The sequence below is a fragment of the Citrobacter pasteurii genome (assembly GCF_019047765.1).
Taxonomy (GTDB): Bacteria; Pseudomonadota; Gammaproteobacteria; order Enterobacterales; family Enterobacteriaceae; genus Citrobacter; species Citrobacter pasteurii.
This window is the reverse complement of sequence record NZ_CP077262.1, coordinates 619,850-644,753: the sequence shown is the minus strand read 5'-3', so window position 1 is coordinate 644,753 and position 24,904 is coordinate 619,850. Positions and strand designations below refer to the sequence as shown.

Genomic DNA, 24,904 nt, shown 5'->3' with positions numbered 1-24,904 from the left:
CTGTCCTTATTGGAAAAATTTTGAGGGGTTATCACGTAACATCGTGTCCACATCGGCCTGACTGAATCCTGACTGGCGCAGCTGTGGGATAAAGGTGGTTAACAGGTAGTCGTAGCCATTACCGCCATTGGCTTTTAAATGCGAGCGGCGGGTAATATCCATAGAGAGCATGACGTGGCTAAGCAGTCCGCGATCGCGTAGCGCATGCAGCATGGCGATGCGTTTCTCGTCCGGGTAATAGTTGTTTTTACCGATGGTATCGAACTGCACATACGCGCCGAGATCGATCATGCGATAGATGTTGTCGAGGTTATCTTTCAAATCGCAGTGACCCACGGTCACGCGGGAAAGGTCGACGCCGTGCGCCTTCAGCAGAGCCAGCTGTTCCAGGCCCATCGTGCTAAATGAGGTGTGGGTCGAGATAGGGCGTCCGGTTTCGCTATGCGCCCGCGCTGCGGCGATAAATACCTTCTCCTCAAGCGGCGTAATTACCCCTTCGCTGGAGCCGATTTCCGCGATAATTCCGGCTTTCAATTCAGTGCCATCAATACCGACGACAATCTCATCGACCATCTCCTGCGCGAGCTGTTCCACGCTGCGGGCCGAGACATGTTCAGGAAAAAACGCATCCTGGTAATAGCCTGTACAGGCCATAACGTTAATCCCGGTATCGCGCATCAGTGAGAGCATGAATTGCGGATTACGTCCCATATAGCGGTTGGTCATCTCAATAATGTTGCTGACGCCTGACGCCCGGAGATCCTTCATCTCCTGACAGATGAGATCGTACTGATCTAACCGGCAGTCGAGGTTATTCTTGAACCCGGAGAGATCGATATGCAGATGCTCGTGGACCCAGGTGTAGCCCGTCGGATCAAAATTCATAAGGTGTCTCCTGAAAGCCGTAAAGCCGAAAGAAAAGAGCTGCCGTTTTGCGGTCGCTGCGCGCCAAAAAAGTCACACACCGTCGCGCCAACATCGGATAACGTCGCCCGAATGCCTAATTGCGCAGGCTCCAGCCCCTGCTGATACACCAAAACTGGCACCACTTCCCGGGTATGATGGCTGTGCCCAATGGTCGGATCGTTGCCGTGATCGGCCATGACCACCAGACAGTCATTGGGATCCATAGCGGCCAGAAGGCGCGAAAGATTAAGGTCAACAAGCTGCAATCGTTCGGCATACCGCGCGACGTCTTCAGCGTGTCCGGCAAGATCGGTTTCCTGAATGTTGGTACAGATAAATACCGTCGACTCAGCGTTAAATTCGTTAAGGGTGATATCCATGATCTGCTGGCTATCCACCAGGTTTTGCCAGTTGCGCCCGTGCGCGTTGCCAACAATATCCGCCACTTTACCGACCAGCACGGTAGGGATTCCGGCGTCATACAGTTTTTGCGGCACCTGTACCTGCTCATCTACGCCAAAGCCCATATGCCTGACCTGAAAACCGCTTTCATACGCGCCGGAGCGTGGGGCATTAATGCCGACAAAGCGCCCTTCCATCGTTTCGGCGGCATCCAGAATGCGCTGGCTGTTCGTAAGCTGACCGCCAAAGGTGATAACGCGCCCGACCTGAACCTGCTCGCGCACGACGCGGCCAATCTTTAGCACCTCATCAAACGCAATGGCGGACAGGTTAGCTGTGACGTTGTAGACCTGACCTAAATCCGCCTCGAGGTTATCGCCCACCGCAACCGCATCGTTGACCCACAGAAACGCCAGCTCGCCACCACGACGTTCCACCTGCCAGCCAGCCGCTTTCAGTGCTTGCTCAACACCATCGATGACGTCGTTAAATGGCATCCGCAGCGGCGCCTGAGGCCGTGTGCCTAAAATTTCCTGATGCCCCATAAAGGTATCGCCACCTTCATGCTGCAACTCTGCAACGCCCCAGACTGCCGATGCTGACGGTTTCATCACGCCCGGCGCATAGCCCAGGGCGTTTATCAGCCCCAACTTTTCCAGCGTTGGCAGCCGTAACTGCGGAAGTTCACCCAGGATATGTCCACAGGTATTCGCCCCGGCATCCTGGGGTCTGACCCGCGCGACGTCTTTCATTGCGCCGACGCCAAAACTGTCGATTACCAACACCACGAATCGGGCCATTAGTCCTCCAGAATATTGCCGAGACTGTCATAACGCGCGACGATTTCAGCCGCGCCACGCTGGATACCCGACACCAGCACCACGTCGCTACGCGTCACGAAGATCTGTGTGCGGAAGCAGAAGATCACTGCGCTGCTCACCGGAAACTCACCAGCCACAGGCAGGTAGTAATCGATACTGCTGTCGTCCACGGGCTTTAGCTTCGCGGCTATGGGGACGTCATTTTCCGGCGTAAAGACCAGCGCATTTTGCGCATGGCCGCGACGGTAATAGCCCCCGCCGTAGCAATAACTGTCCCCGCGAAACGTGTGTGAGACCTCGCTCAGCCACAGCATCGCAATACGCTCAGGCTGGTCACCCTTTTGATTGGAAGGAATGGTGCCAGTCAGCGCATGACCCGGCTCGGCGTGGGTGACGCCATATTCCGCAAGCAAGGGTAATGATGTGCAGCTACTGGCTGACGGCGCATTAAGCTGCTCAATGGCAATCCCGGCCTCAACCAACTGACGTCGGGCATTTACCAGCGTATGCAGATTAGGCGTCGGCATCGTCTGCGCTGAGTTTTCATCCCATAACAGGCAGGGGAAATGGGTGAGGCCGCTCAGGCGCAGACCCGGCAGTCTGCGGATTTCATTGACCACATCCGTCAGATACATCAGCGGAAATCCGCTTTCTTGCCCCGGGTAGAGAAAATCATCTTTGTCGTACACCTTCAGCATCACGTTCTGTTCACAGCCGGCCTTCACCGCAGCAGCGGAAACTTCGCGCGCTTTCTCCAGCGAAAACAACGTAATGACCTCGGTTCCTTGTGCGACAGCCTGATTGACCTGTCGCGAAGGGATCTGCACCAGATGTCCCTGATGCGCCACCGGCAACCCGGCACGTCGCATGACGCGACTCTCCTTATAATCCACGACCACAATGCCTTCATAGCCAAGCTGCAACAGCTTGTCGGCCAGCCACGGATTGCGTCCAACCTGTTTGGTCATCAGATACAGCGAGATGCCATGCTGCCTGGCGACGTCCAGCAGGCGTTTGCCATTCTCAATAACCTGGTCAACATCAATAACCCAACTGTCAGGCGCGATCTTTCCCTGCTGCCACAGCGCGACAGCGGCGGAGATTAGCGCGGGGTTCTGGCGTTTCAATGCGTCTATAAACATTTCTCTGCCTCGTTTCTAATCCTTCAGCTAAATATTCATTTTTTTGAATATTTAAGATGCAATAAGCTATTTCTCCATTGATTTCAGACGCCTTCGTTCTCCGCCATCCACAATCCATACAAGTTTGCCAGCATGTAGCCTTCTTCATTCGCGTGCAGCGCCACCGTAAACTCTTTCAGCAGTGCCTGATGGATCAATAAAATAGTCGGCCAGAGATGAGATTGCGCCAGCTCCTCCAGCAGCTCACCATCCAGCGCTTCAATCACCTCGCCCTGGCGACTGCGCATTAGCGCACTCGCCATATGCGTCATCGCCATGGTTCCTTGCTCGCTGTGAACCGGCAAACGCCATTCTTCTTCCAGCCGCCTGACTACCTGCAGCATACCGCTGCAAATATCCTTGTCGATAACACCTGCTTCACACAGCAGGCTCAGCCTGTTTTCCATGTCGTTCGCCTTCACCTAATAACTGGGTTCCTGTTCACCGTTCGCCACACGTTGTTGGTGGGCAAGCAGCGCCTCTTTATTAACAACTGCCCGCAGTAGCTGTTGCATCGGATAATCCTCTGCCCGGGTCAGCACTACCGCCTCCGTGGCCTGCAGAAATCGCGGATCGTTGGTAAGCGGTGTGGCTTCTAATCCCAGTACCGCCAACTCAGCTTCTGCCACCACGTTCCAGATCACCGCATCGACATCTCCTTTCGCGATGCGCTGCAAGCTCTCGTGATAGGGCATATCGATCAGTTCAACGTCCCGGCCACCAAAACAGGCCTCGGTCATGATTTTCTGATCCGCCGAGCGATTATCGAGTCCGACCCGTTTTACCGCGGCACATTCGCCCTTGCGACAAATCAACTGGTGTTCACCGACGTAGGTATGCGGCCCCAGCGCCAACGTGATGCGCAATCCATCCCGGGCAAGGTAACTTTCCGCAGCCAAGCGAGAAACCACCGCCATGTCATAAACGCCGTTTAGCAGGCATTCCACGCGAATATCAGCCCCACGCATGTGTGCGTAATAAAACGGGATCCCATCGAACTGCGCTTTCAGCCCACTCGCCAGCCCTTCATATAAACGGGTGTAAGGCAGCGGCATCGCACAGACCACGTTATTAATATCCACATGCTTAAGCAGCGTACGATTATCCATCTCCACCAGGTAACTACCATTACGCCCACGACGCTCAATACGGATAGCCCCTGACGATTCCAGTGTTTTTAGCGCGGCCTGCGTTAATCCCACCGACGAGTGGCATTCGCTCGCCAGTTCATCAATGGTTTTCAAACGGTTACCACACTTTTCACCGAGCAGGTAACGGGCCAGGGTTGTCAGTACAACCCCTTCCTTCTTGATAAATGTCCGACTCATTATATATTTTCAGTAAATTGAATATTTATATCTTCATTAAAATGAAGATATAACGCAAAGAGGAAATATGCAAACGGCGAGGTGCTTCACAGTTTTTGCTACTCACAAACGAACAGGCGAAAAAAAACCGGGTGTAACCCGGTTTCTTCAGCAACGCAGAAAGTATTACGGCCTGGCAACAAAGCCAATAGCTTCATACACGGCTTTCAGCGTAACAGACGCACGTGCGCTGGCTTTTTCCGCACCGTCTTTCATCACTTTCTGCAGGAAAGCTTCATCGTTACGGAAACGGTGATAACGCTCCTGAAGCTCGGTCAGCATACCGGAAACGGCCTCTGCGACTTCACCTTTCAGATGACCATACATTTTGCCTTCGAAGTGCTGTTCCAGCTCCGGAATGCTCTGGCCGGTGACCGCAGAGAGGATATCCAGCAGGTTGGAAACGCCCGCTTTGTTCTGCACGTCGTAGCGTACAACAGGCGGCTCTTCAGAGTCGGTCATCGCGCGTTTGATTTTCTTAACCACAGATTTCGGATCTTCCAGCAGACCGATCACGTTGTTGCGGTTGTCATCCGACTTGGACATTTTCTTCGTCGGCTCCAGCAGCGACATGACGCGCGCGCCGGATTTTGGAATGAACGGCTCCGGCACTTTGAAAATGTCGCCATACAGGGCGTTGAAGCGCTGGGCGATGTCGCGGCTCAGCTCCAGATGCTGTTTCTGATCTTCGCCAACCGGGACCTGGTTGGTCTGATACAGCAGAATATCTGCCGCCATCAGTACCGGATAATCAAACAGGCCGGCGTTGATGTTCTCCGCATAGCGTGCGGATTTATCTTTGAACTGGGTCATACGGCTCAGTTCACCGAAATAGGTGTAGCAGTTCAGTGCCCAGCCTAACTGTGCATGTTCCGGCACGTGCGACTGGACGAAGATGGTGCTTTTTTCAGGATCGATACCGCATGCCAGGTACAGCGCCAGCGTATCCAGCGTGGCTTTACGCAGCTGCTGAGCGTCCTGACGAACGGTGATAGCATGTTGGTCAACGATGCAGTAGATGCAATGGTAGTCATCCTGCATGCTCACCCACTGACGCAGCGCACCCATATAGTTGCCAATGGTCAATTCACCTGAGGGCTGTGCGCCACTAAAAACGATGGGCTTAGTCATTTTTTGATTCCTGATTTTCGCTATGCGGAAGCCCGAGAGCGGGCAGTAGTTCATTAATACGGTCGTAAATAACGTCAGGCTGGCTCAGCGCGATCGACTCGCCGTAGTTGTAGCCATACGTCAGGCCAACGGATGGACAACCAGCAGCTTTTGCCGCCTGAATATCATTGCGTGAATCCCCTACGAAGAGCATTTGCTCAGGCTTGATGCCAAGCTTGCTTGCCACCAACAGCAGCGGGTCCGGATGCGGTTTTTTGTTCTGTACATCATCACCACCGATAACCACGCTAAAATATTTGGCAATATCCAGCGCATCAAGTAGCGGCGCGACAAACGGCGTCGGTTTGTTGGTTACCAGACCCAGCGGCAATCCTTTCGCATGCAGTGCGCCCAGCGTGTCGGCAACATCAGGGAACAGGAATGTCCCCTCTTTTGCGACATCGCCGTAGTATCTGTCGAACAGCTTGCGCAAAATACGCACCTGTTCCTCGGCGGGGATATCATCATCAACGGGCGGTTTGCCCATCGTTTTACGTAAGGTCGCACGCTCCTGACGAGACCACGCCAGCGCGCGCTCCATCAGGACATCTGCACCGTTACCAATCCAGGTGATAACGCGTTCTTCACCGGCCACCGGCAGTTCCAGCGCATACAGCGCCATATCTACCGCAGCGGCTAATCCCGGCGCGCTGTCAACCAGCGTGCCGTCGAGGTCAAATGCTACGCCCCGAATGTCCTGAAATTTATCCATGACTTACCTTCGCCAGTTCATTGCGCATTTCATCAATGACTTTTTTGTAGTCTGGTTGGTCGAAAATAGCAGAGCCTGCGACAAACATATCCGCACCCGCAGCCGCGATCTCACCAATGTTATTCACCTTAACGCCACCGTCCACTTCCAGACGAATGTCATAGCCAGACTCATCAATACGACGACGTACTTCGCGCAGCTTATCCAGCGTTTGCGGGATAAAGGACTGTCCACCAAAACCTGGGTTAACAGACATCAGCAGGATCACATCCAGCTTATCCATGACATAGTCCAGATAGCTCAGCGGCGTTGCAGGGTTGAACACTAGCCCCGCTTTACAGCCATGCTCTTTGATCAGTTGCAAAGTGCGATCGACGTGTTCGGAGGCTTCCGGGTGAAAAGTAATGATGCTGGCACCGGCCGCTGCGAAGTCAGGGACAATACGATCAACAGGCTTCACCATCAGATGAACATCAATCGGAGCGGTGATGCCATATTTACGCAGCGATTTCAGTACCATCGGGCCGATGGTCAGGTTCGGCACGTAGTGGTTGTCCATGACGTCGAAGTGAACGACATCAGCGCCCGCGGTCAGCGCTTTCGCGGTGTCCTCACCCAGGCGGGCAAAATCAGCCGACAGAATTGAGGGGGCAATCAAATACTGTTTCATCCGCTTCTCCTTGAGAATTATTTTTTCGCAGGCGTTGCGACTCCTGGTTTGTATAGTGCCAGCAGTTCGTTCACCTTTTTACGTGTGCCGCCGTTGCTGCTTATACTGCGCCGCACTTTGACCTGAAAATGTTTCGCCGCTCGATACCATTCGCGGGTATCCGGCGTGTCATGATTCGAAATTAACACCGGGATCTGCTTACTGACCAACTTTTCTGCCATCTCGGCCAGATGCGCCTGCTCTTTCGGGCTAAAGCTGTTGGTATGATACGCGGTGAAATTTGCCGTCGCCGAGAGCGGTGCATATGGCGGGTCACAGTAGACCACAGAGTTGATATCCGCGCGATCCATGCACTCTTCATAGGAGAGGCAATGGAACTCTGCATTTTGCGCTTTTTCGGCAAAATGGTACAACTCGGCTTCCGGGAAATAGGGTTTTTTATAACGACCAAAGGGGACGTTAAACTCACCGCGCAGGTTATAACGGCATAACCCGTTATAGCCAAAACGGTTGAGATATAAGAACAGCACTGCACGTCGGAACGGGTCCTGGCAGGCATTAAATTCTTCCCGGAACTGGTAGTACACCTCAGCCTGATTCGTTTCAGGCATAAACAGCTCACGTGAAGCCTGCACATACTCATCGGTACGCGTCTTCACGATGTTATAGAGACTGATAAGGTCGCTGTTGATATCGGCAAGAATATAACGAGAAAAGTCGGTGTTGAGAAACACCGACCCGGCACCCACGAAGGGTTCAATCAGGCACTCACCCTTAGGTAAATGCCGTTTGATATCATCAAGCAGGGGATATTTCCCCCCTGCCCATTTCAAAAAAGCGCGATTTTTTTTCATGCTGACTAACTAATTACACCTTCTCCGGCTGTGGAGAAAGCTCCGACAGCATCCTGCGCTTTAGTCTTTGTCCCGCAATTGGGCGAAACAGCAAACCATTGCAGAACATATCCTATCTTACTTCAAATCGGCCTGAACCTGGTGCAGCGGTTTTGCCCACGGGTTTTTCGCCTGAATGTCGGCGGGTAACGTAGACACTGCACGTTTCGCATCTTCTTTAGACGCATACACGCCCGTCACCAAAACATACCACGGTTGACCGTTACGCGTCGTCTGGTACACCACGTAGTTCTTCAGGTTCTCTTTCTTCGCCCAACCATTCAGGTTGTCGTAGTTAGAGGAACTGCTGAGCTGCAGCGTGTAGTGACTGGATGGCGCTGATTTTAACGCGCCAACGTTCCCTGCACTTTTCGCACCACCAGCAACCGGTGTTGCTGTCGTTGGTGCGGGTGTTGCAGTCTGCTGAGCTGGCGCGGTGCTTGCCGTTGCTTTTGGCTCAGTTGACGCTTTAGGTGTAGCGGTTACCACTGGCGCTTTCGTTGTTGTCGTCGGCGCGGTCGCGGTCACAGTCGGTTTCGTCTGAGCGACAGGTTTCGGCTCTGTCGGTGTCGCTTTTACCGTGGTCTGCGGCTTGCTCTTCGGCTCAATAACAGCCTGTTTGCGTTCCTGATGTGCAGCTGAAGTACGTTCTGCTGGCTCAGTCTTCGCAGTCTGACGCCCTGCATTGCCATTGCGAACTGGTGCTACGGTAGCAGGTTCAGTTGGCAGCGTAGAGTTGACTACGACGTTGTTAACCTGTGCCTGACCTTGCGGCTGCGTCAGCGCATTGTTCAGATCGCCCTGAACTTCAACGCGCTGCTGACCTTCTGCTGTGGCAGGAGCCTGGCCTTGAGTCGGGGTTGAGGAAATCGGCGGCAGAGAAACATCCTGCTGCGTATTGCCAGCGGTCTGCTCAGCACCCGTCGCAGGCATTGTGGTGTTCGCCTGATCCGTCGCATTGCTGCCAGAAAGATCGATGCTCTTCTCACCAGGCGCAGCCTGTTCGCTGGAAGAGGAAGATGAGGGGGCCTTCAGCGCAGAACCGATACCGACAATCAGCAGCAACAGTACCAGAACACCCACACCCATCATAATGTACTGACGGGAGGCTGGTTTACTGACCGCTTTTTTACGCTTGCGTGGGCGACGTTCTACACGTTCTTCATCCACAGCATCGTCATCAGATTCATAGTCATCTTCAATGTCCTGCTCTTCATCACGCTCTTTACGTGCCCGCGCAGGACGGCGATCATCGGCATCCAGATCAACATCATCAAAATTGATTTGCGGCTCATTATCGCGTTCAGACGATTGACGAGAACGACCAGTACGACGATCGCTGGGATCGGGTTTCAGCTCGTCTTCTGGTTTGAATTCATCCATTTAACACCCCACTCAAAGGTTAATGCTTACGACTTTGCACATAACCTGAAGCTAAAAGACTTACGCTTTACAACGCAAGCCTGACCTTTCTTGTTGTTACGCCTGCTGGCAATCAGCAATCGCGTTAAGAACCACCTCGTGCGACACTCCGCCGCGCACTTCACTCTTCCCTATCGCCTGCGGAAGCACTAAACGAATCTCTCCCGCCAACACTTTTTTATCTCGCAGCATGTGCGGCAAATAAGCCTGTGTAGACATTTCACGCGGCCCATTCACCGGTAAACCTGCGCGCTGCAACAGCGTAATAATGCGCTGTGTTTCAGCGGAGGTAAACTGGCCCAACCGTTCTGACGTGCGGGCAGCCATTACCATACCTGCTGCGACGGCTTCACCATGTAACCAATTGCCATAACCCATTTCAGCTTCGATAGCATGGCCAAACGTGTGTCCCAGATTCAGTAAAGCACGTAAGCCCATTTCGCGCTCGTCCGCTGCGACAACTTCTGCTTTCAGCTCACAACAACGGCGAATACAGTACGCCATTGCCGGACCATCCAGACGTAATAATGCGTCCAGATTTTCTTCCAGCCAGCTGAAAAATTCACCGTCAAGGATGATGCCGTATTTGATCACTTCCGCCAGGCCCGATGCCAATTCACGCGCAGGAAGCGTTTTCAGACAGTCGAGATCCACCACCACGGAAGCTGGTTGGTAAAACGCGCCAATCATGTTTTTACCGAGGGGATGGTTTACGGCGGTTTTACCGCCTACGGAGGAGTCAACCTGCGACAACAGCGTTGTCGGGACTTGAATAAAACGAACACCACGCTGATAGCTGGCTGCTGCAAAACCGGTAAGATCGCCAATCACGCCGCCGCCAAGTGCGACCAGCGTGGTATCGCGACCATGCGGTTTTTGCAGTAACGCAGTGAAGACCGTATCCAGAACCGTCAGACTTTTATACTGCTCGCCATCGGGAAGGATAACGCTATCTACGTTAACACCCGCCTGTTCAAGTACGCCGCGAACCTTATCGAGATAAAGGGGAGCCAGGGTTTCGTTGGTCACCAACATAACCTGATCGCCCGATTTCAGCGGTAAGAATGAAGCTGGCTCATTAAACAAACCAGCCGCGATGGTGATAGGGTAACTACGTTCCCCGAGAGTGACTGTAATCCTCTCCATTACGCGACATCCACCTTAGTTACTTGTACCCGCAGACGAGTGTGTATTCAGCCAGAACTAGTTGCTTTCCAACATATGAATAATCTGGTTTGCTACGACTTTCGCGCTCTGATCGTCGGTGCGAATGGTCACGTCGGCAATCTCTTCATACAGAGGGTTGCGTTCGTCAGCCAATGCTTCCAGAACTTCACGCGGCGGCGATTCTACCTGCAGCAGCGGGCGTTTCTTGTCACGTTGAGTACGTGCAAGTTGTTTTTCAATTGTCGTTTCAAGATAGACCACGACGCCACGCGCGGAAAGACGGTTACGTGTTTCACGTGATTTTACAGAGCCACCGCCAGTTGCCAGCACAATACCCTGTTTTTCCGTCAACTCGTTGATGACTTTTTCTTCGCGATCACGGAAGCCGTCTTCACCTTCTACATCGAAGACCCAGCCCACATCAGCTCCGGTTCGTTTCTCAATCTCTTGATCAGAATCGTAAAATTCCATATTGAGTTGTTGAGCTAACTGGCGCCCAATAGTGCTTTTTCCGGCACCCATAGGCCCAACCAGAAAGATATTGCGTTTCTCTGCCATTTTTTCGGTACTACTAAGACTATTCGTTAATGGTAAACCCGCTTCGCAGACACCCAGCGCAGCAGGACATGAACTGAAACCTCATAAGATATTGCGAGAGTCAGACTGAAAATTATCTCAATACTCAAGCGGGTTTGGCAACTGAATAAATCACCAAACCTTACGCATTTCTGGTCGTGGCAGGCATGCTACCCTGCAAACATCTGACTTGACGACGTGTCGTGTAGCCAAATGACGCCAAATAAGCCTATGACACACCACCGGAAAGGCGAAGCGTATTCACTGCTGCATAAGTAAAGAAAAGTCCCGACACTCAAATCGGTACTCCTTGTATGCTAAATACACCCGCACGTCAAATCTCTGAAACGTGTTCAGCGCAAAAACAACGGGTTTTCATGCATAAGTTATTCTGTTGGGACCAGTCTGGGCGTGATAAAAACCACTAACTCACGCCGCTCATCTTCTTTACCATCATGACGAAAAAAATGGCCGAGCAACGGAATGTCGCCGAGTAACGACACACTGTCAGCGGCTGATTTATTTTTATGTGAAAAAATCCCGCCCAACGCGATCGTTTCACCGCTCTTAACCTCCACCAGGGTTTCAATTTCCTGCTTATCGATAGCCAGCACTTCGCCATCAGCCTGCTGTAGCACCTGCCCGGGGACATTCTGGCTAATATGCAGTTTCAGTCTGATCCGCCCTTTCTGCAGCACAGTCGGCGTTACCTCCATCCCCAGCACCGCTTCTTTAAATTCGACGGAAGTCGCGCCGCTTTCACCACTGGAGACCTGATACGGGATTTCACTACCCTGCTTAATACTGGCAGGTTGCAGATGAGAAGCCAGTAATCGAGGGCTGGCAATGATGTCGAGCTGCTGTTTTTGCTCCAATGCGGACAACTCAAGCTCCAGCAAACGACCATTAATGCGGCCAATATTAAATCCCACCCGCGATGTTGCAGTAGACACGGAAAGATCGCTGGCAAGCGTGGTGACATTCCCCACCGCCCCTGGCAATTGTGCATCTGCCAGCGACCACTTCACCCCCAGCTCACGCAAACTTTTTTCATTAATCGTGACGATATGCGCCGCCAGCTCGACCTGTTCAACGGGCAAGTCCATTTGCGCCACCCACTGTTCCAGTATGTTTAGCGCAACAGGATTGTCTCGCAGCAGTAAGCGGTTGGTACGTTTATCGACCGTTATACTTCCTTTAGTACTCAGCAGTTTTTCACCGGCTTTTGCCAACTCGGCGGCATCCGCGTATTGCAAAATTATGCTGCGATGTTCCAGCGGCAAACCGGCCTGAATCCGCGCTTGTTCACTCTCCTGACGGGCTGTATTGTCGTTTTGCCAGCGTACAGTATGCACATGCAGGATGTTTCCCTCCTGACGTAACACCAGTCCGGCGCTTTTTATCACCGTCTGCAATGCCTGTTTCCACGGCACATCCGTCAGATGCAATGACAGCACGCCACTGACATCCGGTGACACCACCAGATTTTTCTTCTCCTGCACCGCCAGCGCCTGCAGCACCTGTACAACGGGAACATCATCCACCACCAGCGTCACGTTTTGTGCTTTCCCAGCCAGCACGCTGGGTATTACGGTCATCAGCACGATGACTATCCACCGCTTCATTCGCCTCTCCTTGTCGTTGCCACTGCCACCGTGATGGCTCACAATCGTTCCCTGTGTCGATAGTTACGCTTTGGGCTGTCACCTGAGATACCCTCCAGATGCTATTCAGAACATCTCGTTGCTCGACCCTCCGCCATTTGTGTTGACCATCCTGCATAAAACCAATTGAGCGCCCTCCCTGGATCACCGCCCCCTGATAACGCCATGCCGACAACTCAGCCAGCCGGCAGAGATCCTCTGGTGGCTGAAAGGGATTGCGCATGCCGGTCAATAGCAGCACGCTAAAACACGCGAACAGCCAGCGCTTAGTCATCATTCAGACGCTCCAGCTGTATCGTCAACAACACGTCAGCATCTTCTGCACTAAGAGAAAACTGACTCGTACTCATCCCCTGCTCCGCCAGTCGGGCAAACACCTGTGGGACCGCATCCCACGCAGTTTTCAGCGCCAGTTCGCCTCCCCGTACGGAGGGTTGCCAGTGGATCAGACGTGTAAGAGAGCTTTGATATACCAATGGGGAAAAAGGAACCGGCCTCGCTTCAGAAGGAGAAAAGGGCTGTTCAACCGATGACGCCAGCAGATACAGATTGCGCCATTGTTCCTGAATCGCCACGCGTTGACGGACTAATGCTGCCTGCTGCGCTTTGCGTTGCTGCTCTGCAGGATAAAGGCACAACAGCGCAGCTGCGATCAGAACCAACATCCAGCCGCCCCAGCACAAAACTCGAAACCGCGGCGTCTGCGCTAACCAGCCATCACAAAGCGTCTGCATGCATAACGCTCCGTATCAGACGATAGTGAAACTGCCAGTGTCCCTGCGCATCTTGTCGCGTTTCCCCTGAGCTTCCCAACTGAAAACCAGGGTGTTTACGTAATTGCGACTCCAGTCTATGAAGCGCAGCAACGTTCAGCGTCAGCCCTGTCAGCTCCAGCGTATCCTGCTGCCAGGTCATTCCTGTTAACCACGCCTGTTCTGGCAGCAACCCGGCCACCCCTTGTAAAACAGACTGCCAGCTTCGCATCTGTTCACGCCGTTTTTCTCTTTGTTGCGCCTGCTGCCATTGTTGTTGACGCTGTTGCAGGCGCGGCTTGAGCGCTATCAGGGTTTCAGCCCGTATTTTTTCGGCATCAGCCAGCAGTACATCGACCCGATTATCTACGCGAGAAAGCGCGTAATAACCCAATGCGATACCCATAATAGCCAGTAAAGATCCACTCAATAACGCTCCCCACCATTGCAGACGGTCATACCGCCGTGACTGACGCCAGGGCAAAAGATTGATGGTCTCCGTCATCAGTACACACCTCCCATCGCCAGCCCAAGCGCAACAGCAAAGTTGTGGCTATCCGTAGGAATCGGTGGCTGGCGAACGGACACCGCATTTAAAGGATCAAAACCACCGGCGTCACATAGCGCAATATCCGCAGGGCAAAGAGATAATGCCGCGGCAAGCGCGTCGATATCGTCAATTTCCCCCGTTGATTTACGTCCCCATGCCGAACGGGTCGCCCATAACCACTGGGCGTCATCACGCCAGACCAGACACTGTTGATGTTCTGGCAGGTAGGGAATTAATCGCTGTAACGCGCTGGCATCCGGCGTAATGGCCGTAACCTGTACTTTCAGGGGATGCATCAGTGTCAGGAGTGCCGATATTTCTTTGCTTTGTGCCGCCGTCACGTTGAACGCCGGGCTTAGCGTGTCTTCGCTATAATCAAACTGCAGCGCATCCGGCTCCATATCCAGTTCGCGAGCCATTGCCCCAGACAACCATGCCGTTTGCTCTGGTTCGCGCAGAGCCATTGCTGGACGGGGTAACTTTTTTTGTAACGTCCTGTTGGCCGGAAAAGAAAGGTGAATATGGTGCCTGTGCGGTAGCTCACGGCTCCACGGCAGGAGCACCGCAGTAAGCTGTTCCGGCTCACGAATGAGCCCATCAACGACAACCTGATGTGCCAACGGCATACGCCACCAGCGTTGTAGGAGCCAACCGGATGCGTCACGGACGATAGCGACAGCCAGCACGTCATGTTGCTGAATATGCAGACCAATTTTCCATATACGAAAAGCCATTGCTGATGATCTCCTTATCACCCGTTCCTTCCACGGGTATATCAATGCGTCTGGCTTGCCTTTATACTACCGCGCGTTTGTTTATAAACTGCCCAAATGCCACTAAATGGGAAATCTCCAGTGAAGTTCGTAAAGTATTTATTAATCCTTGCAGTATGTTGCATCCTGCTGGGAGCAGGCTCGATCTATGGCCTCTATCGCTATATCGAGCCACAATTACCTGACGTCGCGACGCTAAAAGATGTGCGTCTGCAGATCCCAATGCAGGTTTACAGTGCTGACGGCGAACTCATCGCGCAATATGGCGAGAAACGTCGAATTCCGGTTACGCTGGATCAAATGCCGCCGGTAATGGTTAAAGCCTTTATCGCCACAGAAGACAGCCGCTTCTATGAGCACCACGGGGTGGACCCGGTGGGGATCTTCCGTGCGGCCAGCGTCGCGTTGTTCTCCGGCCACGCCTCACAAGGGGCGAGTACCATTACCCAGCAGTTGGCGAGAAACTTCTTCCTGAGTCCGGAACGTACGCTGATGCGTAAGATTAAAGAAGTGTTCCTGGCTATCCGTATTGAGCAATTGCTGAGTAAAGACGAGATCCTTGAGCTTTATCTGAACAAGATCTATCTGGGGTATCGCGCCTATGGCGTGGGTGCTGCCGCGCAGGTCTATTTCGGTAAAACGGTGGATCAACTCAGCTTAAGCGAAATCGCGGTGATTGCCGGTCTGCCAAAAGCGCCGTCAACCTTCAACCCGCTCTATTCGATGGACCGGGCAACTGCGCGCCGCAACGTTGTACTGTCGCGTATGTTGAGCGAAAACTACATCACCCAGGCCCAATACGATCAGGCGCGTAGTGAAGCGATCGATGCCAACTATCACGCGCCGGAAATCGCTTTCTCAGCGCCGTATCTGTCCGAGATGGTGCGCCAGGAGATGTATAACCGTTATGGCGAGAAAGCCTATGAAGACGGGTATCGCATCACCACCACCATTACGCGCAAAGTCCAGCAGGCGGCTCAGCAGGCAGTACGTAACAACGTGATGGATTACGACATGCGCCACGGCTACCGCGGCCCGTCGAACGTGCTGTGGAAAGTGGGCGAAAGCAGTTGGGACAGTAAAAAAATCACCGATACGCTAAAAGCGCTACCGACCTACGGCCCGTTGCTACCCGCGGTTGTCACCAGCGCCAACCCACAGGAAGCAACCGCTGCGTTGGCGGATGGAACATCGGTGTCATTACGTATGGAAGGTATGCGCTGGGCGCGTCCTTATCGTTCGGATACCCAGCAAGGCTCGACGCCGCGTAAAGTAACCGATGTGGTTCAGGCCGGGCAGCAAATCTGGGTACGCCAGGTTGGCGACGCCTGGTGGCTGGCGCAAGTGCCTGACGTTAACTCCGCACTGGTCTCCATCAACCCGCAAAACGGCGCGGTGCTGGCGCTGGTTGGTGGTTTTGACTTCAACCAGAGCAAGTTTAACCGTGCCACCCAGGCATTACGCCAGGTGGGTTCTAACATCAAACCTTTCCTGTATACCGCCGCGATGGATAAAGGTCTGACGCTGGCGAGCATGCTCAACGACGTGCCGATCTCCCGCTGGGATGCTGGTGCCGGCTCCGACTGGCAGCCGAAAAACTCACCGCCGCAATATGCTGGCCCTATCCGCTTACGTCAGGGGCTGGGTCAGTCGAAAAACGTGGTGATGGTTCGTGCCATGCGCGCCATGGGTGTGGATTACGCGGCAGAGTATCTGCAGCGTTTCGGCTTTCCGGCACAGAACATTGTGCATACTGAATCACTGGCGCTGGGTTCAGCCTCGTTCACTCCGCTGCAGGTTGCTCGCGGCTACGCGGTAATGGCAAACGGTGGATTCCTGGTCGACCCGTATTTCATCAGTAAGATTGAAAGTGATATGGGTGGCGTTATCTTTGAGGCAAAGCCAAAAATTGCCTGCCCGGAATGTGATATCCCGGTAATTTATGGCGATACGCAGAAGTCTAACGTGCTGGAAAACAGTAACGTTGAAGATGTTGCGGTATCTCAGGAACAACAAAACGCCGCCGTGCCAATGCCACAGCTGGAACAAGCTAACCAGGCGCTGGTCGCACAAAGCGGAACGCAAGAATACGCACCACACGTCATCAACACGCCGCTGGCCTTCCTGATCAAGAGCGCGTTGAACACCAATATCTTTGGTGAACCAGGCTGGATGGGAACCGGCTGGCGTGCAGGACGCGATTTACAGCGCCATGACATCGGCGGGAAAACCGGGACAACCAACAGCTCGAAAGATGCATGGTTCTCCGGCTACGGCCCAGGGGTTGTGACCTCGGTATGGATCGGGTTTGATGATCATCGTCGCGATCTCGGACATACGACGGCATCCGGCGCGATCAAAGACCAAATCTCCGGCTACGAAGGTGGCGCGAAGAGTGCACAGCCTGCGTGGGATGCCTACATGAAGTCCGTGCTGGAAGGTGTGCCTGAGCAGCCGCTGACGCCGCCGCCGGGTATCGTAACGGTCAATATCGATCGCAGCACTGGTCAACTGGCAAGTGGTGGCAACAGTCGCGCAGAGTATTTCATTGAAGGCACTCAGCCGACGCAGCAGGCGGTGCATGAGGTGGGGACGACCATTATCGATAATGGTGAGACGCACGAGTTGTTCTAATCTTTTGCCGGATGACGACGCCAGGGGCGTCTTATCCGGCCTACATTTTCGGCGCAATTATTTGAAAGTGCTGAACTCTGTAGGCCGGATAAGGCGTCAGCCGCCATCCGGCAATATAAACTACAATCGCCCCAGCCCTTTCAGCCATTCGCGCACGAGGAACAGCGCACTGACATTACGCGCTTCGTGAAAATCAGGATCCTCCAGCAGATCCATCAAATGCGCCAGCGGCCAGCGCACCTGTGGCAATGGCTCGGGCTCGTCACCTTCCAGCGACTCAGGATAAAGATCCTCAGCGACCACAATATTCATCTTGCTGGAGAAATAGGAAGGCGCCATGCTGAGTTTTTTCAAAAACGTCAGGTCCTTCGCACCGTATCCCACTTCTTCTTTCAGTTCACGGTTAGCCGCTTCAAACACGCTTTCACCCGGATCGATTAACCCTTTGGAAAAACCAAGCTCGTAGGATTCGGTTCCGACCGCATACTCGCGAATGAGGATCAGGTGATCATCCACAATCGGCACAATCATTACCGCTTCGCGCGTGGATGGGCGCATACGCTCATAAACACGACGTACGCCGTTGCTGAACTCAAGGTCCACGCTTTCGACTTTAAACAGCCGGGATTGTGCGACGGTTTCCACTTTCAAAATCGTGGGTTTTTGTAATGATTTGCTCATCATGAGGATCTTTGCTGTGAAATCTGGGGTTATTGTGCGATATACAGCACGGTTTCGGCAATGTGAATTGCCGTTTATTTACATTTATGTAACGTACTAAAAGTTAATCCCTATTTCAAATTAAAAGTCAATAGGTTGAAATAACTCCAGGAATTTGCTGATATTCCATTTTTGGTGATTTTGCTATTATTCGCATTTATTGGGCTGTACTTAAAGATGCTCAAGTTCAACTCCACACTTGCCGATAGCCAACCACAGAATCACGAATATTGAACAGGGTGCGACTGACCACGCCTGACAGACTAAGTAAGATGGGGAAAGCATGAGCACCATTCTGATTTTTTTAGCTGCTTTGCTGGCCTGCTCATTGCTTGCAGGGTGGCGATTCAGATCAAAATTCAGACAACAAAAATTACCGTTGAGCAACGTCTTCTCTGACGCCTCTAAGCGCAAACTAACACCCGAAGAACGTGGCGCGGTCGAAAACTATCTCGAAATCCTCAGTCAAATTCAGCAGGTGCCTGGCCCAACAGGTGCCAGTTCGGCACCTGTATCGTTAACCCTGAATGCCCAAAGTAATAGCGTCATCGTACTGACGCATTCAATTACGCGCTATGGCATCACCACCGACGATCCGAATAAATGGCGCTACTATCTCGACTCCGTCGAAGTGCATTTGCCTCCCTTCTGGGAACAATACATCAATGACGAAAACAGCGTTGAGCTGATCCACACCAATACGTTGCCGCTGGTTATCTCGTTGAACGGTCATACGTTGAAAGAGTATATGCAGGAAGCGCGCGGCTACGCCCTACAGCACACCGTGTCTACTCAGGCATCTATTCGTGGTGAAGAAAGCGAGCAGATTGAACTGCTGAATATTCGTCAGGAAACGCATGAAGAATACGCTCTCAGCCGCCCGTCGGGATTGCGCGAAGCGTTACTGATTGCCGCATCATTCCTGCTGTTCTTTTTCTGTTTAATCATACCAGACACGTTCGTACCGTGGACCGCCGGTGGCGCGGTGTTGCTGCTGGCTGCCGGTCTGTGGGGCCTGTTTGCACCACCGTCTAAAACGGCTCTACGAGAAATCCACTGTCTGCGTGGAACTCCACGTCGCTGGGGGCTGTTTGGTGAAAACGATCAGGAGCAAATTAATAATATCTCCCTGGGTATTATTGACCTGATTTATCCACCACACTGGCAGCCTTACATTGCGCAGGATCTCGGCCAGCAAACGGATATTGATATCTATCTGGATCGCCATGTTGTCCGCCAGGGGCGTTTTTTATCTTTGCATGACGAGGTGAAAAACTTCCCGTTGCAACACTGGCTACGCAGCGCCGTTATTGCCGGCGGTTCTTTGCTGGTATTGCTAATGCTGCTGTTTTGGGTTCCGTTGGATATGCCAATTAAACTTACGCTTTCCTGGATGAAAGGGGCGCAAACTGTTGAGGCCACCAGCGTTAAGCAACTGGAAAAGGCAGGCGTTCGCGTGGGCGACACGCTGCATCTGAGTGGCACGGGGATGTGTAACATCCACACTCAGGGGAGCTGGAACGCACAACCCGCGACACCTTTTATGCCATTTGATTGTTCGCAGATTATATGGAATGACGCGCGCGCCCTGCCGCTGCCTGAGTCCGACCTGGTCAATAAGGCGACCGCACTGACCCAAAGTGTTAGCCGCCAACTGCATCCCAAACCCGACGATGACTCTCGCGTCAGCTCATCATTACGCTCAGCCATTCAGAAGTCCGGCATGGTGTTGCTGGATGATTTTGGCGATATTGTCCTGAAAACCGCCGATCTGTGTGCCGCCGAAGATGAATGCGTACGCCTGAAAAATGCCCTGGTTAACCTGGGTAACAGTAAGGACTGGAACGCTCTGGTTAAGCGAGCAAACGCCGGGAAACTGGATGGTGTGAATGTGCTGTTGCGTCCGGTAAGCGCCGAATCACTGGATAACCTGGTGAATACCTCAACGGCACCGTTCATTTCACGCGAGACCGCCCGGGCGGCTCAGGCACTGAATAGCCCTGCCCCCGGTGGTTTCCTGATTATCAGTGACGAAGGCAGCGACCTGGTTGATCAGCCGTGGCCTGCGACTTCGTTGTACGACTATCCGCCACAAGAGCAATGGAACGCTTTCCAGCGCCTTGCCCAGATGCTTATGCAAACGCCATTTCGCGCTGAAGGGATTGTCACCAACATCTCGACCGACGCCAACGGTACCCAGCACATTGGCCTGCACCGGATCCCGGATCGTTCAGGTTTATGGCGTTACCTTGGCACCACGCTGCTGATGCTCTCCATGCTGGGATGCGCTATCTACAACAGCGTTCAGGCATGCAGGCGCTACCAGCGTCATCGTTCGCGCATCACGGAGATTCAGGAATATTACGAGAGTTGCCTGAATCCAACGCTGATTGAAGACCCAGAAAGCCTGATTCGATAACACGCCCGCGCGACGGAATATGCTACCCTGTCGCGCATCTTGTTTTCCTCTGGGGAGTTTCCATGCACATAGATATTGCCTGGCGGGACGTCGACACCGTTCTGCTGGATATGGACGGTACGCTGCTCGATCTGGCATTCGATAACTATTTCTGGCAAAAACTGGTGCCGGAAACCTACGGCGCGCAACAGGGTATCTCTCCCCAGGAAGCCCAGGAATTTATTCGTCAGCAGTATCATGCCGTACAGCATACGCTAAACTGGTACTGCCTGGATTACTGGAGCGAACGCCTGGGTCTGGATATATGCGCCATGACAACCGCACAGGGACCACGCGCCGTACTGCGTGAAGATACGGTACCGTTCCTTGATGCCCTGAAAGCGAGCGGCAAACGTCGTATTTTGCTCACCAATGCGCATCCGCATAACCTGGCGGTGAAGCTTCAGCATACCGGTCTGGCCTCACACCTTGATTTATTACTTTCCACCCACACATTTGGTTATCCCAAAGAGGATCAGCGGTTATGGCACGCTGTCGCTGAAGAAACGGGAATGAGTGCAGAGAAGACGTTGTTTATTGACGACAGCGAACCGATTCTCGACGCCGCTGCTCAATTCGGCATTCGTTACTGCCTCGGCGTAACCAATCCCGACTCCGGTACAGCGGAAAAACAGTATGCACGTCATCCGTCATTGAATGACTACCGCCGACTGATCCCCTCACTGATGTGAAGGAGACGCCATGAGAGAAAAGCCCCCTGTCGAAGTCAGACTGGATAAATGGCTGTGGGCAGCACGCTTTTATAAAACGCGCGCAGTCGCCCGCGAAATGGTTGAAGGCGGTAAGGTGCATTACAACGGGCAGCGCAGCAAGCCGAGTAAGATTGTCGAGCTGAACGCCACCCTCACCCTGCGCCAGGGAAATGACGAACGAACGGTCATTATTAAAGCCATTAGCGAGCAGCGTCGCCCGGCAACTGAAGCCGTTATGCTGTATGAAGAAACCGCGGAAAGCGTGGAAAAACGCAAAAAAATGGCGCTGGCGCGTAAACTTAACGCGTTAACCATGCCGCACCCGGACAGGCGACCGGACAAAAAAGAGCGCCGCGACCTGTTACGATTTAAACACGGCGACAGCGAGTGACTGTCACCTGCAAGAGAGATGATTATGCCGCAACATGACCAATTACATCGTTATCTGTTTGAAAACTTTGCCGTGCGCGGCGAACTGGTAACCGTTTCACAAACCCTGCAACAGATCCTCGAAAATCATACTTACCCACAGCCGGTCAAAACCGTGCTGGCGGAGCTGCTGGTTGCCACCAGCCTGCTGACCGCCACGCTGAAGTTTGCCGGTGATATCACTGTGCAGTTGCAGGGCGACGGTCCGTTGAGTCTGGCGGTAATTAATGGCAACAACAACCAACAGATGCGCGGCGTGGCTCGTATACAGGGCGATATCTCTGAAGATGCCGATCTGAAAACCCTGGTGGGCAACGGCTACCTGGTGATCACCATTACCCCGGAAGAAGGTGAGCGCTATCAGGGCGTGGTCGGTCTGGAAGGTGACACGCTGGCGGCCTGCCTGGAAGATTACTTCATGCGTTCAGAACAGCTGCCGACGCGTCTGTTCATCCGTACTGGCGACGTCGACGGTAAACCTGCTGCTGGCGGTATGCTGTTGCAGGTCATGCCAGCGCAAAACGCGCAGGCAGATGATTTCGATCACCTTGCAGCACTGACAGAAACCATCAAAGCCGAAGAGTTGCTGACGCTGCCAGCCAACGAAGTTCTGTGGCGTTTGTACCACGAAGAAGAAGTCACCCTCTACGATCCGCAGGATGTGGAGTTCAAATGTACCTGTTCACGCGAACGCTGCGCGGGCGCTCTGAAAACGCTGCCGGATGAAGAAGTTGACAGCATTCTGGCGGAAGAAGGCGAGATCGATATGCACTGCGATTACTGCGGTAGCCACTATCTGTTTAACGCCATGGATATTGCAGAGATCCGCAGCAACGCCTCCCCTGCCGATCCACAGGTGCATTAATCACCGTTTTGCCCGGTGGCGCGCAGCTTTAAGGCCTACGGTAAAACTTTTGTCGGCCGGATAAGGCGCTCGCGCCGCTATCCGGCAACAGATTCACTCATTGTAGTAAGTCATCGGCAGTCGTTTACCATTTATGGTGATATCCCGCCAGACTCTGGGAGCCGAATCCAGTTGATGATGCACCAGCGCCTGCAGCAGTTGATCCTTATTGAATCCCTCCGGTAGCCGGGCTGTCGCAATCAACACCCATTTGTTCTCCTTAACGCCAAAGACCAGGCTCTCCCCATCGCCAAAAGCATACAATACTTGCTCGGGCTGCCCATCCGCGTTGAGATCCTGATCCACCAGCACACACGCATCCTGCTCAATACAGGAGGCGATCCGGTAGCGCTGCCCCTTTAAAAAAGTCCAAAACGCGTCATCGGGATTCTTGCTTCCCGGTGCAATCATCACCTTCGGCGCTAACTGCGTTGCCGTCAGCTCATTTACCAGATCGCGGTGCCCCCGCAGGATGGCATTCAAATCACGCCTGCGCTTGCTGTCTTTGTTGAAGGCATCGTCTTTTTGTAATGCTTCCAGTGCGGCGCGACCGGGTTTTCCGCTGTGATCCAGCATATACAGACTGACCTGGTCAGCCGTAATTTTCCCGCTGTAGTAGCGCCCCATATGGCTGTTGACGCTAATACGCCAGGCATCAATAACCGGCGACGACAGCAGAACCAACAGCCCCAACGCCAGCAACGAAACGCCAAGAATGACCGGCCCCTGAAGCTCAAGCGGATTGCGCCCGCGGCGTAAAATGCTGGCCAGATAGCCAAACGACCATACCAGCAGTACCACGACCACCAGCACGCTATACAAACGCTCAGGCGTCCAACCGTACTGCTGTATTCGCACCCACAGTGACCAACCGGCAATCAGCATATAGATGGGCGCGACAATCAGAGAGCATTTGATCAGGTAGCGTAACGCGCCAGGATAGGGTAACGCCTCTTTGTGCGGTTCACGCACGATAGCCATCAACAGCAATAGGAGCAGCGTCAGCGTTGACATCAACCCGGCCGCAGACACGCGTTGCGAAATAGCCTCCAGTCCGGTGAAGGGCAAGGTCAGTATGAACATCAGCGCCAACAGCGCGACCAGAGGTAACAGACCGGTGGCAATAAACGTCAGTAATTTTTGTACCGACGTGACCAGACGCGACTGCGTACGCGCCAGTACCACTGCCAGTGCGGTAATCAGACCAAAGGCCACATAGCCAAACCAGTCGGTATCAAAGAAGAGCGTGCTGAAGAAGGGAATACCGACCAGCTTAAACATCTCGCTCCATAGCAGGAGCACCAGCCAGAACAGGCCGTTGGCGACAAAGACAATCAGCAACGTCAACGCATTAAGCCACAATTGCCGATAAAAATGCGGGTAACGCGCCTGCTCACGAGAGACATGAAGCGAGTACTGAATCCAGGGCAAGGCAAGCATCGCCATCAGCAGTAAGCGCCAACCGTAGAACATAAAAACTTCATGTTGCCGCCACTTATCACTGTCCTCGACTTGCCACTTTAGCCAGACGCTCATCGCCAGCACCACAACAAAGATCAGCGCCATCCAGTACCACAGCGCGCGCTGTTTGAAAGAAACGACAGTAAGCAAAAGTGCCGAGGTGATCGCAATCGTCGCAGGCATGCCATAGAACAGCCAGTCGTCGTTATGGGGAACCAGATATGTCATCAGCAGGTAGCATAATGCCCCCTGCAACAGGCCGATAAATATCATGCCCAAACGCGTCGTACGTGAAATTTCAGCACTATCCATGTCAGTTTCCAGAATGAAGGGAAAAGCTAATTATCGCATCAACTTCACAATTTTGAGCATTGGCAGGCTGATTTCAGACTAAAGCGACGGGAAGTGAATCGATATTGTTTATGTATGAGTTACGTTATTTTCTTACGTGAATGCGATTACACTCACAATATCCCCGCCAAAAACACTATCCATTAACGTTTTAAGAACATTTTCCACAACAAAAAAGGGTTTCCTGCCATAATATCCGCCTCTTTGT

24 protein-coding genes are annotated in these 24,904 nt (G+C 53.1%); 5 read left to right on the top strand and 19 right to left on the bottom strand.

From position 1 onward, the window contains the following. Window positions 1-6: 6 nt before the first annotated feature. From I6L54_RS03080 to I6L54_RS03000, 17 genes are all read right to left on the bottom strand, one after another. Window positions 7-885 (bottom strand): phosphotriesterase-related protein, encoded by an 879-nt coding sequence (locus I6L54_RS03080; protein ID WP_005121652.1) that lies wholly within the window; start codon window positions 883-885, stop codon window positions 7-9. After that, complete coding sequence (locus I6L54_RS03075; protein WP_040231749.1) at window positions 882-2,108, bottom strand: phosphopentomutase; 1,227 nt, start codon at window positions 2,106-2,108, stop codon at window positions 882-884. Before I6L54_RS03075 ends, I6L54_RS03080 begins: the two co-directional genes overlap by 4 nt. Beyond that, window positions 2,108-3,271, bottom strand: coding sequence for a YhfX family PLP-dependent enzyme (locus tag I6L54_RS03070; RefSeq protein WP_040231748.1), 1,164 nt, complete (start codon window positions 3,269-3,271; stop codon window positions 2,108-2,110). Before I6L54_RS03070 ends, I6L54_RS03075 begins: the two co-directional genes overlap by 1 nt. Window positions 3,272-3,354: 83 nt before the next feature. Further along, window positions 3,355-3,717, bottom strand: coding sequence for a hypothetical protein (locus tag I6L54_RS03065; protein WP_005121649.1), 363 nt, complete (start codon window positions 3,715-3,717; stop codon window positions 3,355-3,357). 15 nt (window positions 3,718-3,732) lie between these two features. After that, a complete protein-coding gene (gene yhfZ, locus I6L54_RS03060) occupies window positions 3,733-4,638 on the bottom strand; it encodes a GntR family transcriptional regulator YhfZ (protein ID WP_005121648.1) in 906 nt (301 codons plus the stop codon). Window positions 4,639-4,803: 165 nt separating this feature from the next. Then, complete coding sequence (trpS, locus tag I6L54_RS03055) at window positions 4,804-5,808, bottom strand: tryptophan--tRNA ligase (RefSeq protein WP_040231746.1); 1,005 nt, start codon at window positions 5,806-5,808, stop codon at window positions 4,804-4,806. Beyond that, entirely contained in the window at window positions 5,801-6,559 is a 759-nt protein-coding gene (gene gph, locus I6L54_RS03050) for a phosphoglycolate phosphatase (protein ID WP_040231745.1), read from the bottom strand. Before gph ends, trpS begins: the two co-directional genes overlap by 8 nt. Next, entirely contained in the window at window positions 6,552-7,229 is a 678-nt protein-coding gene (rpe, locus tag I6L54_RS03045; RefSeq protein WP_040231743.1) for a ribulose-phosphate 3-epimerase, read from the bottom strand. Before rpe ends, gph begins: the two co-directional genes overlap by 8 nt. A gap of 17 nt (window positions 7,230-7,246) precedes the next feature. After that, complete coding sequence (gene dam / locus I6L54_RS03040; protein ID WP_040231742.1) at window positions 7,247-8,083, bottom strand: adenine-specific DNA-methyltransferase; 837 nt, start codon at window positions 8,081-8,083, stop codon at window positions 7,247-7,249. Between the two features lie 117 nt (window positions 8,084-8,200). After that, window positions 8,201-9,505 carry a cell division protein DamX gene (gene damX / locus I6L54_RS03035; protein ID WP_040231741.1) on the bottom strand — a complete coding sequence of 435 codons (1,305 nt, stop codon included), beginning with the start codon at window positions 9,503-9,505 and terminating at the stop codon, window positions 8,201-8,203. Window positions 9,506-9,601: 96 nt separating this feature from the next. Then, entirely contained in the window at window positions 9,602-10,690 is a 1,089-nt protein-coding gene (aroB, locus tag I6L54_RS03030) for a 3-dehydroquinate synthase (RefSeq protein ID WP_005121642.1), read from the bottom strand. Window positions 10,691-10,747: 57 nt separating this feature from the next. Further along, window positions 10,748-11,269, bottom strand: a complete 522-nt coding sequence (aroK, locus tag I6L54_RS03025; protein WP_003023552.1) for a shikimate kinase AroK — start codon at window positions 11,267-11,269, stop codon at window positions 10,748-10,750. Between the two features lie 404 nt (window positions 11,270-11,673). Continuing rightward, window positions 11,674-12,912, bottom strand: a complete 1,239-nt coding sequence (gene hofQ / locus I6L54_RS03020) for a DNA uptake porin HofQ (RefSeq protein ID WP_040231738.1) — start codon at window positions 12,910-12,912, stop codon at window positions 11,674-11,676. After that, window positions 12,824-13,228, bottom strand: coding sequence for a HofP DNA utilization family protein (locus I6L54_RS03015; protein WP_072041457.1), 405 nt, complete (start codon window positions 13,226-13,228; stop codon window positions 12,824-12,826). The genes hofQ and I6L54_RS03015 overlap by 89 nt, the downstream gene beginning before the upstream one ends. Further along, window positions 13,218-13,616: a HofO family protein gene (locus I6L54_RS03010; RefSeq protein ID WP_245163439.1), complete on the bottom strand. Its 399-nt coding sequence runs from the start codon at window positions 13,614-13,616 to the stop codon at window positions 13,218-13,220. The genes I6L54_RS03015 and I6L54_RS03010 overlap by 11 nt, the downstream gene beginning before the upstream one ends. A 52-nt stretch (window positions 13,617-13,668) precedes the next feature. Then, complete coding sequence (locus tag I6L54_RS03005; protein WP_040231735.1) at window positions 13,669-14,208, bottom strand: PilN domain-containing protein; 540 nt, start codon at window positions 14,206-14,208, stop codon at window positions 13,669-13,671. Next, window positions 14,208-14,987, bottom strand: coding sequence for a type IV pilus biogenesis protein PilM (locus I6L54_RS03000; RefSeq protein WP_040231734.1), 780 nt, complete (start codon window positions 14,985-14,987; stop codon window positions 14,208-14,210). The genes I6L54_RS03005 and I6L54_RS03000 overlap by 1 nt, the downstream gene beginning before the upstream one ends. Window positions 14,988-15,107: 120 nt before the next feature. Between I6L54_RS03000 and mrcA the strand changes: the two genes are divergently transcribed. Beyond that, entirely contained in the window at window positions 15,108-17,660 is a 2,553-nt protein-coding gene (mrcA, locus tag I6L54_RS02995; RefSeq protein ID WP_005121637.1) for a peptidoglycan glycosyltransferase/peptidoglycan DD-transpeptidase MrcA, read from the top strand. Window positions 17,661-17,780: 120 nt separating this feature from the next. On the opposite strand, the gene nudE is transcribed toward mrcA, so the two are convergent. Continuing rightward, the gene (nudE, locus tag I6L54_RS02990) at window positions 17,781-18,341 is read right to left on the bottom strand and encodes an ADP compounds hydrolase NudE (protein WP_040231782.1); all 561 of its coding nucleotides are present in this window, start codon (window positions 18,339-18,341) and stop codon (window positions 17,781-17,783) included. 322 nt (window positions 18,342-18,663) lie between these two features. On the opposite strand from nudE, the gene igaA reads away from it, so the two are divergent. The 4 genes from igaA to hslO all read left to right on the top strand — a co-directional run bounded on the left by igaA (window position 18,664) and on the right by hslO (window position 22,845). Further along, window positions 18,664-20,799 (top strand): intracellular growth attenuator protein IgaA, encoded by a 2,136-nt coding sequence (gene igaA, locus I6L54_RS02985; RefSeq protein ID WP_040231732.1) that lies wholly within the window; start codon window positions 18,664-18,666, stop codon window positions 20,797-20,799. 62 nt (window positions 20,800-20,861) lie between these two features. Next, on the top strand, window positions 20,862-21,530 hold the full coding sequence (yrfG, locus tag I6L54_RS02980; protein ID WP_005121633.1) for a GMP/IMP nucleotidase: 669 nt from the start codon (window positions 20,862-20,864) through the stop codon (window positions 21,528-21,530). 10 nt (window positions 21,531-21,540) lie between these two features. After that, window positions 21,541-21,942 (top strand): ribosome-associated heat shock protein Hsp15, encoded by a 402-nt coding sequence (hslR, locus tag I6L54_RS02975; protein WP_040231730.1) that lies wholly within the window; start codon window positions 21,541-21,543, stop codon window positions 21,940-21,942. A 24-nt stretch (window positions 21,943-21,966) separates the two neighbouring features. Next, the gene (hslO, locus tag I6L54_RS02970; protein WP_040231779.1) at window positions 21,967-22,845 is read left to right on the top strand and encodes an Hsp33 family molecular chaperone HslO; all 879 of its coding nucleotides are present in this window, start codon (window positions 21,967-21,969) and stop codon (window positions 22,843-22,845) included. A 93-nt stretch (window positions 22,846-22,938) separates the two neighbouring features. Here the strand turns inward: hslO and I6L54_RS02965 are convergent, their stop codons facing one another. Then, window positions 22,939-24,657 (bottom strand): DUF4153 domain-containing protein, encoded by a 1,719-nt coding sequence (locus tag I6L54_RS02965; RefSeq protein ID WP_040231729.1) that lies wholly within the window; start codon window positions 24,655-24,657, stop codon window positions 22,939-22,941. Window positions 24,658-24,904 lie beyond the last annotated feature (247 nt).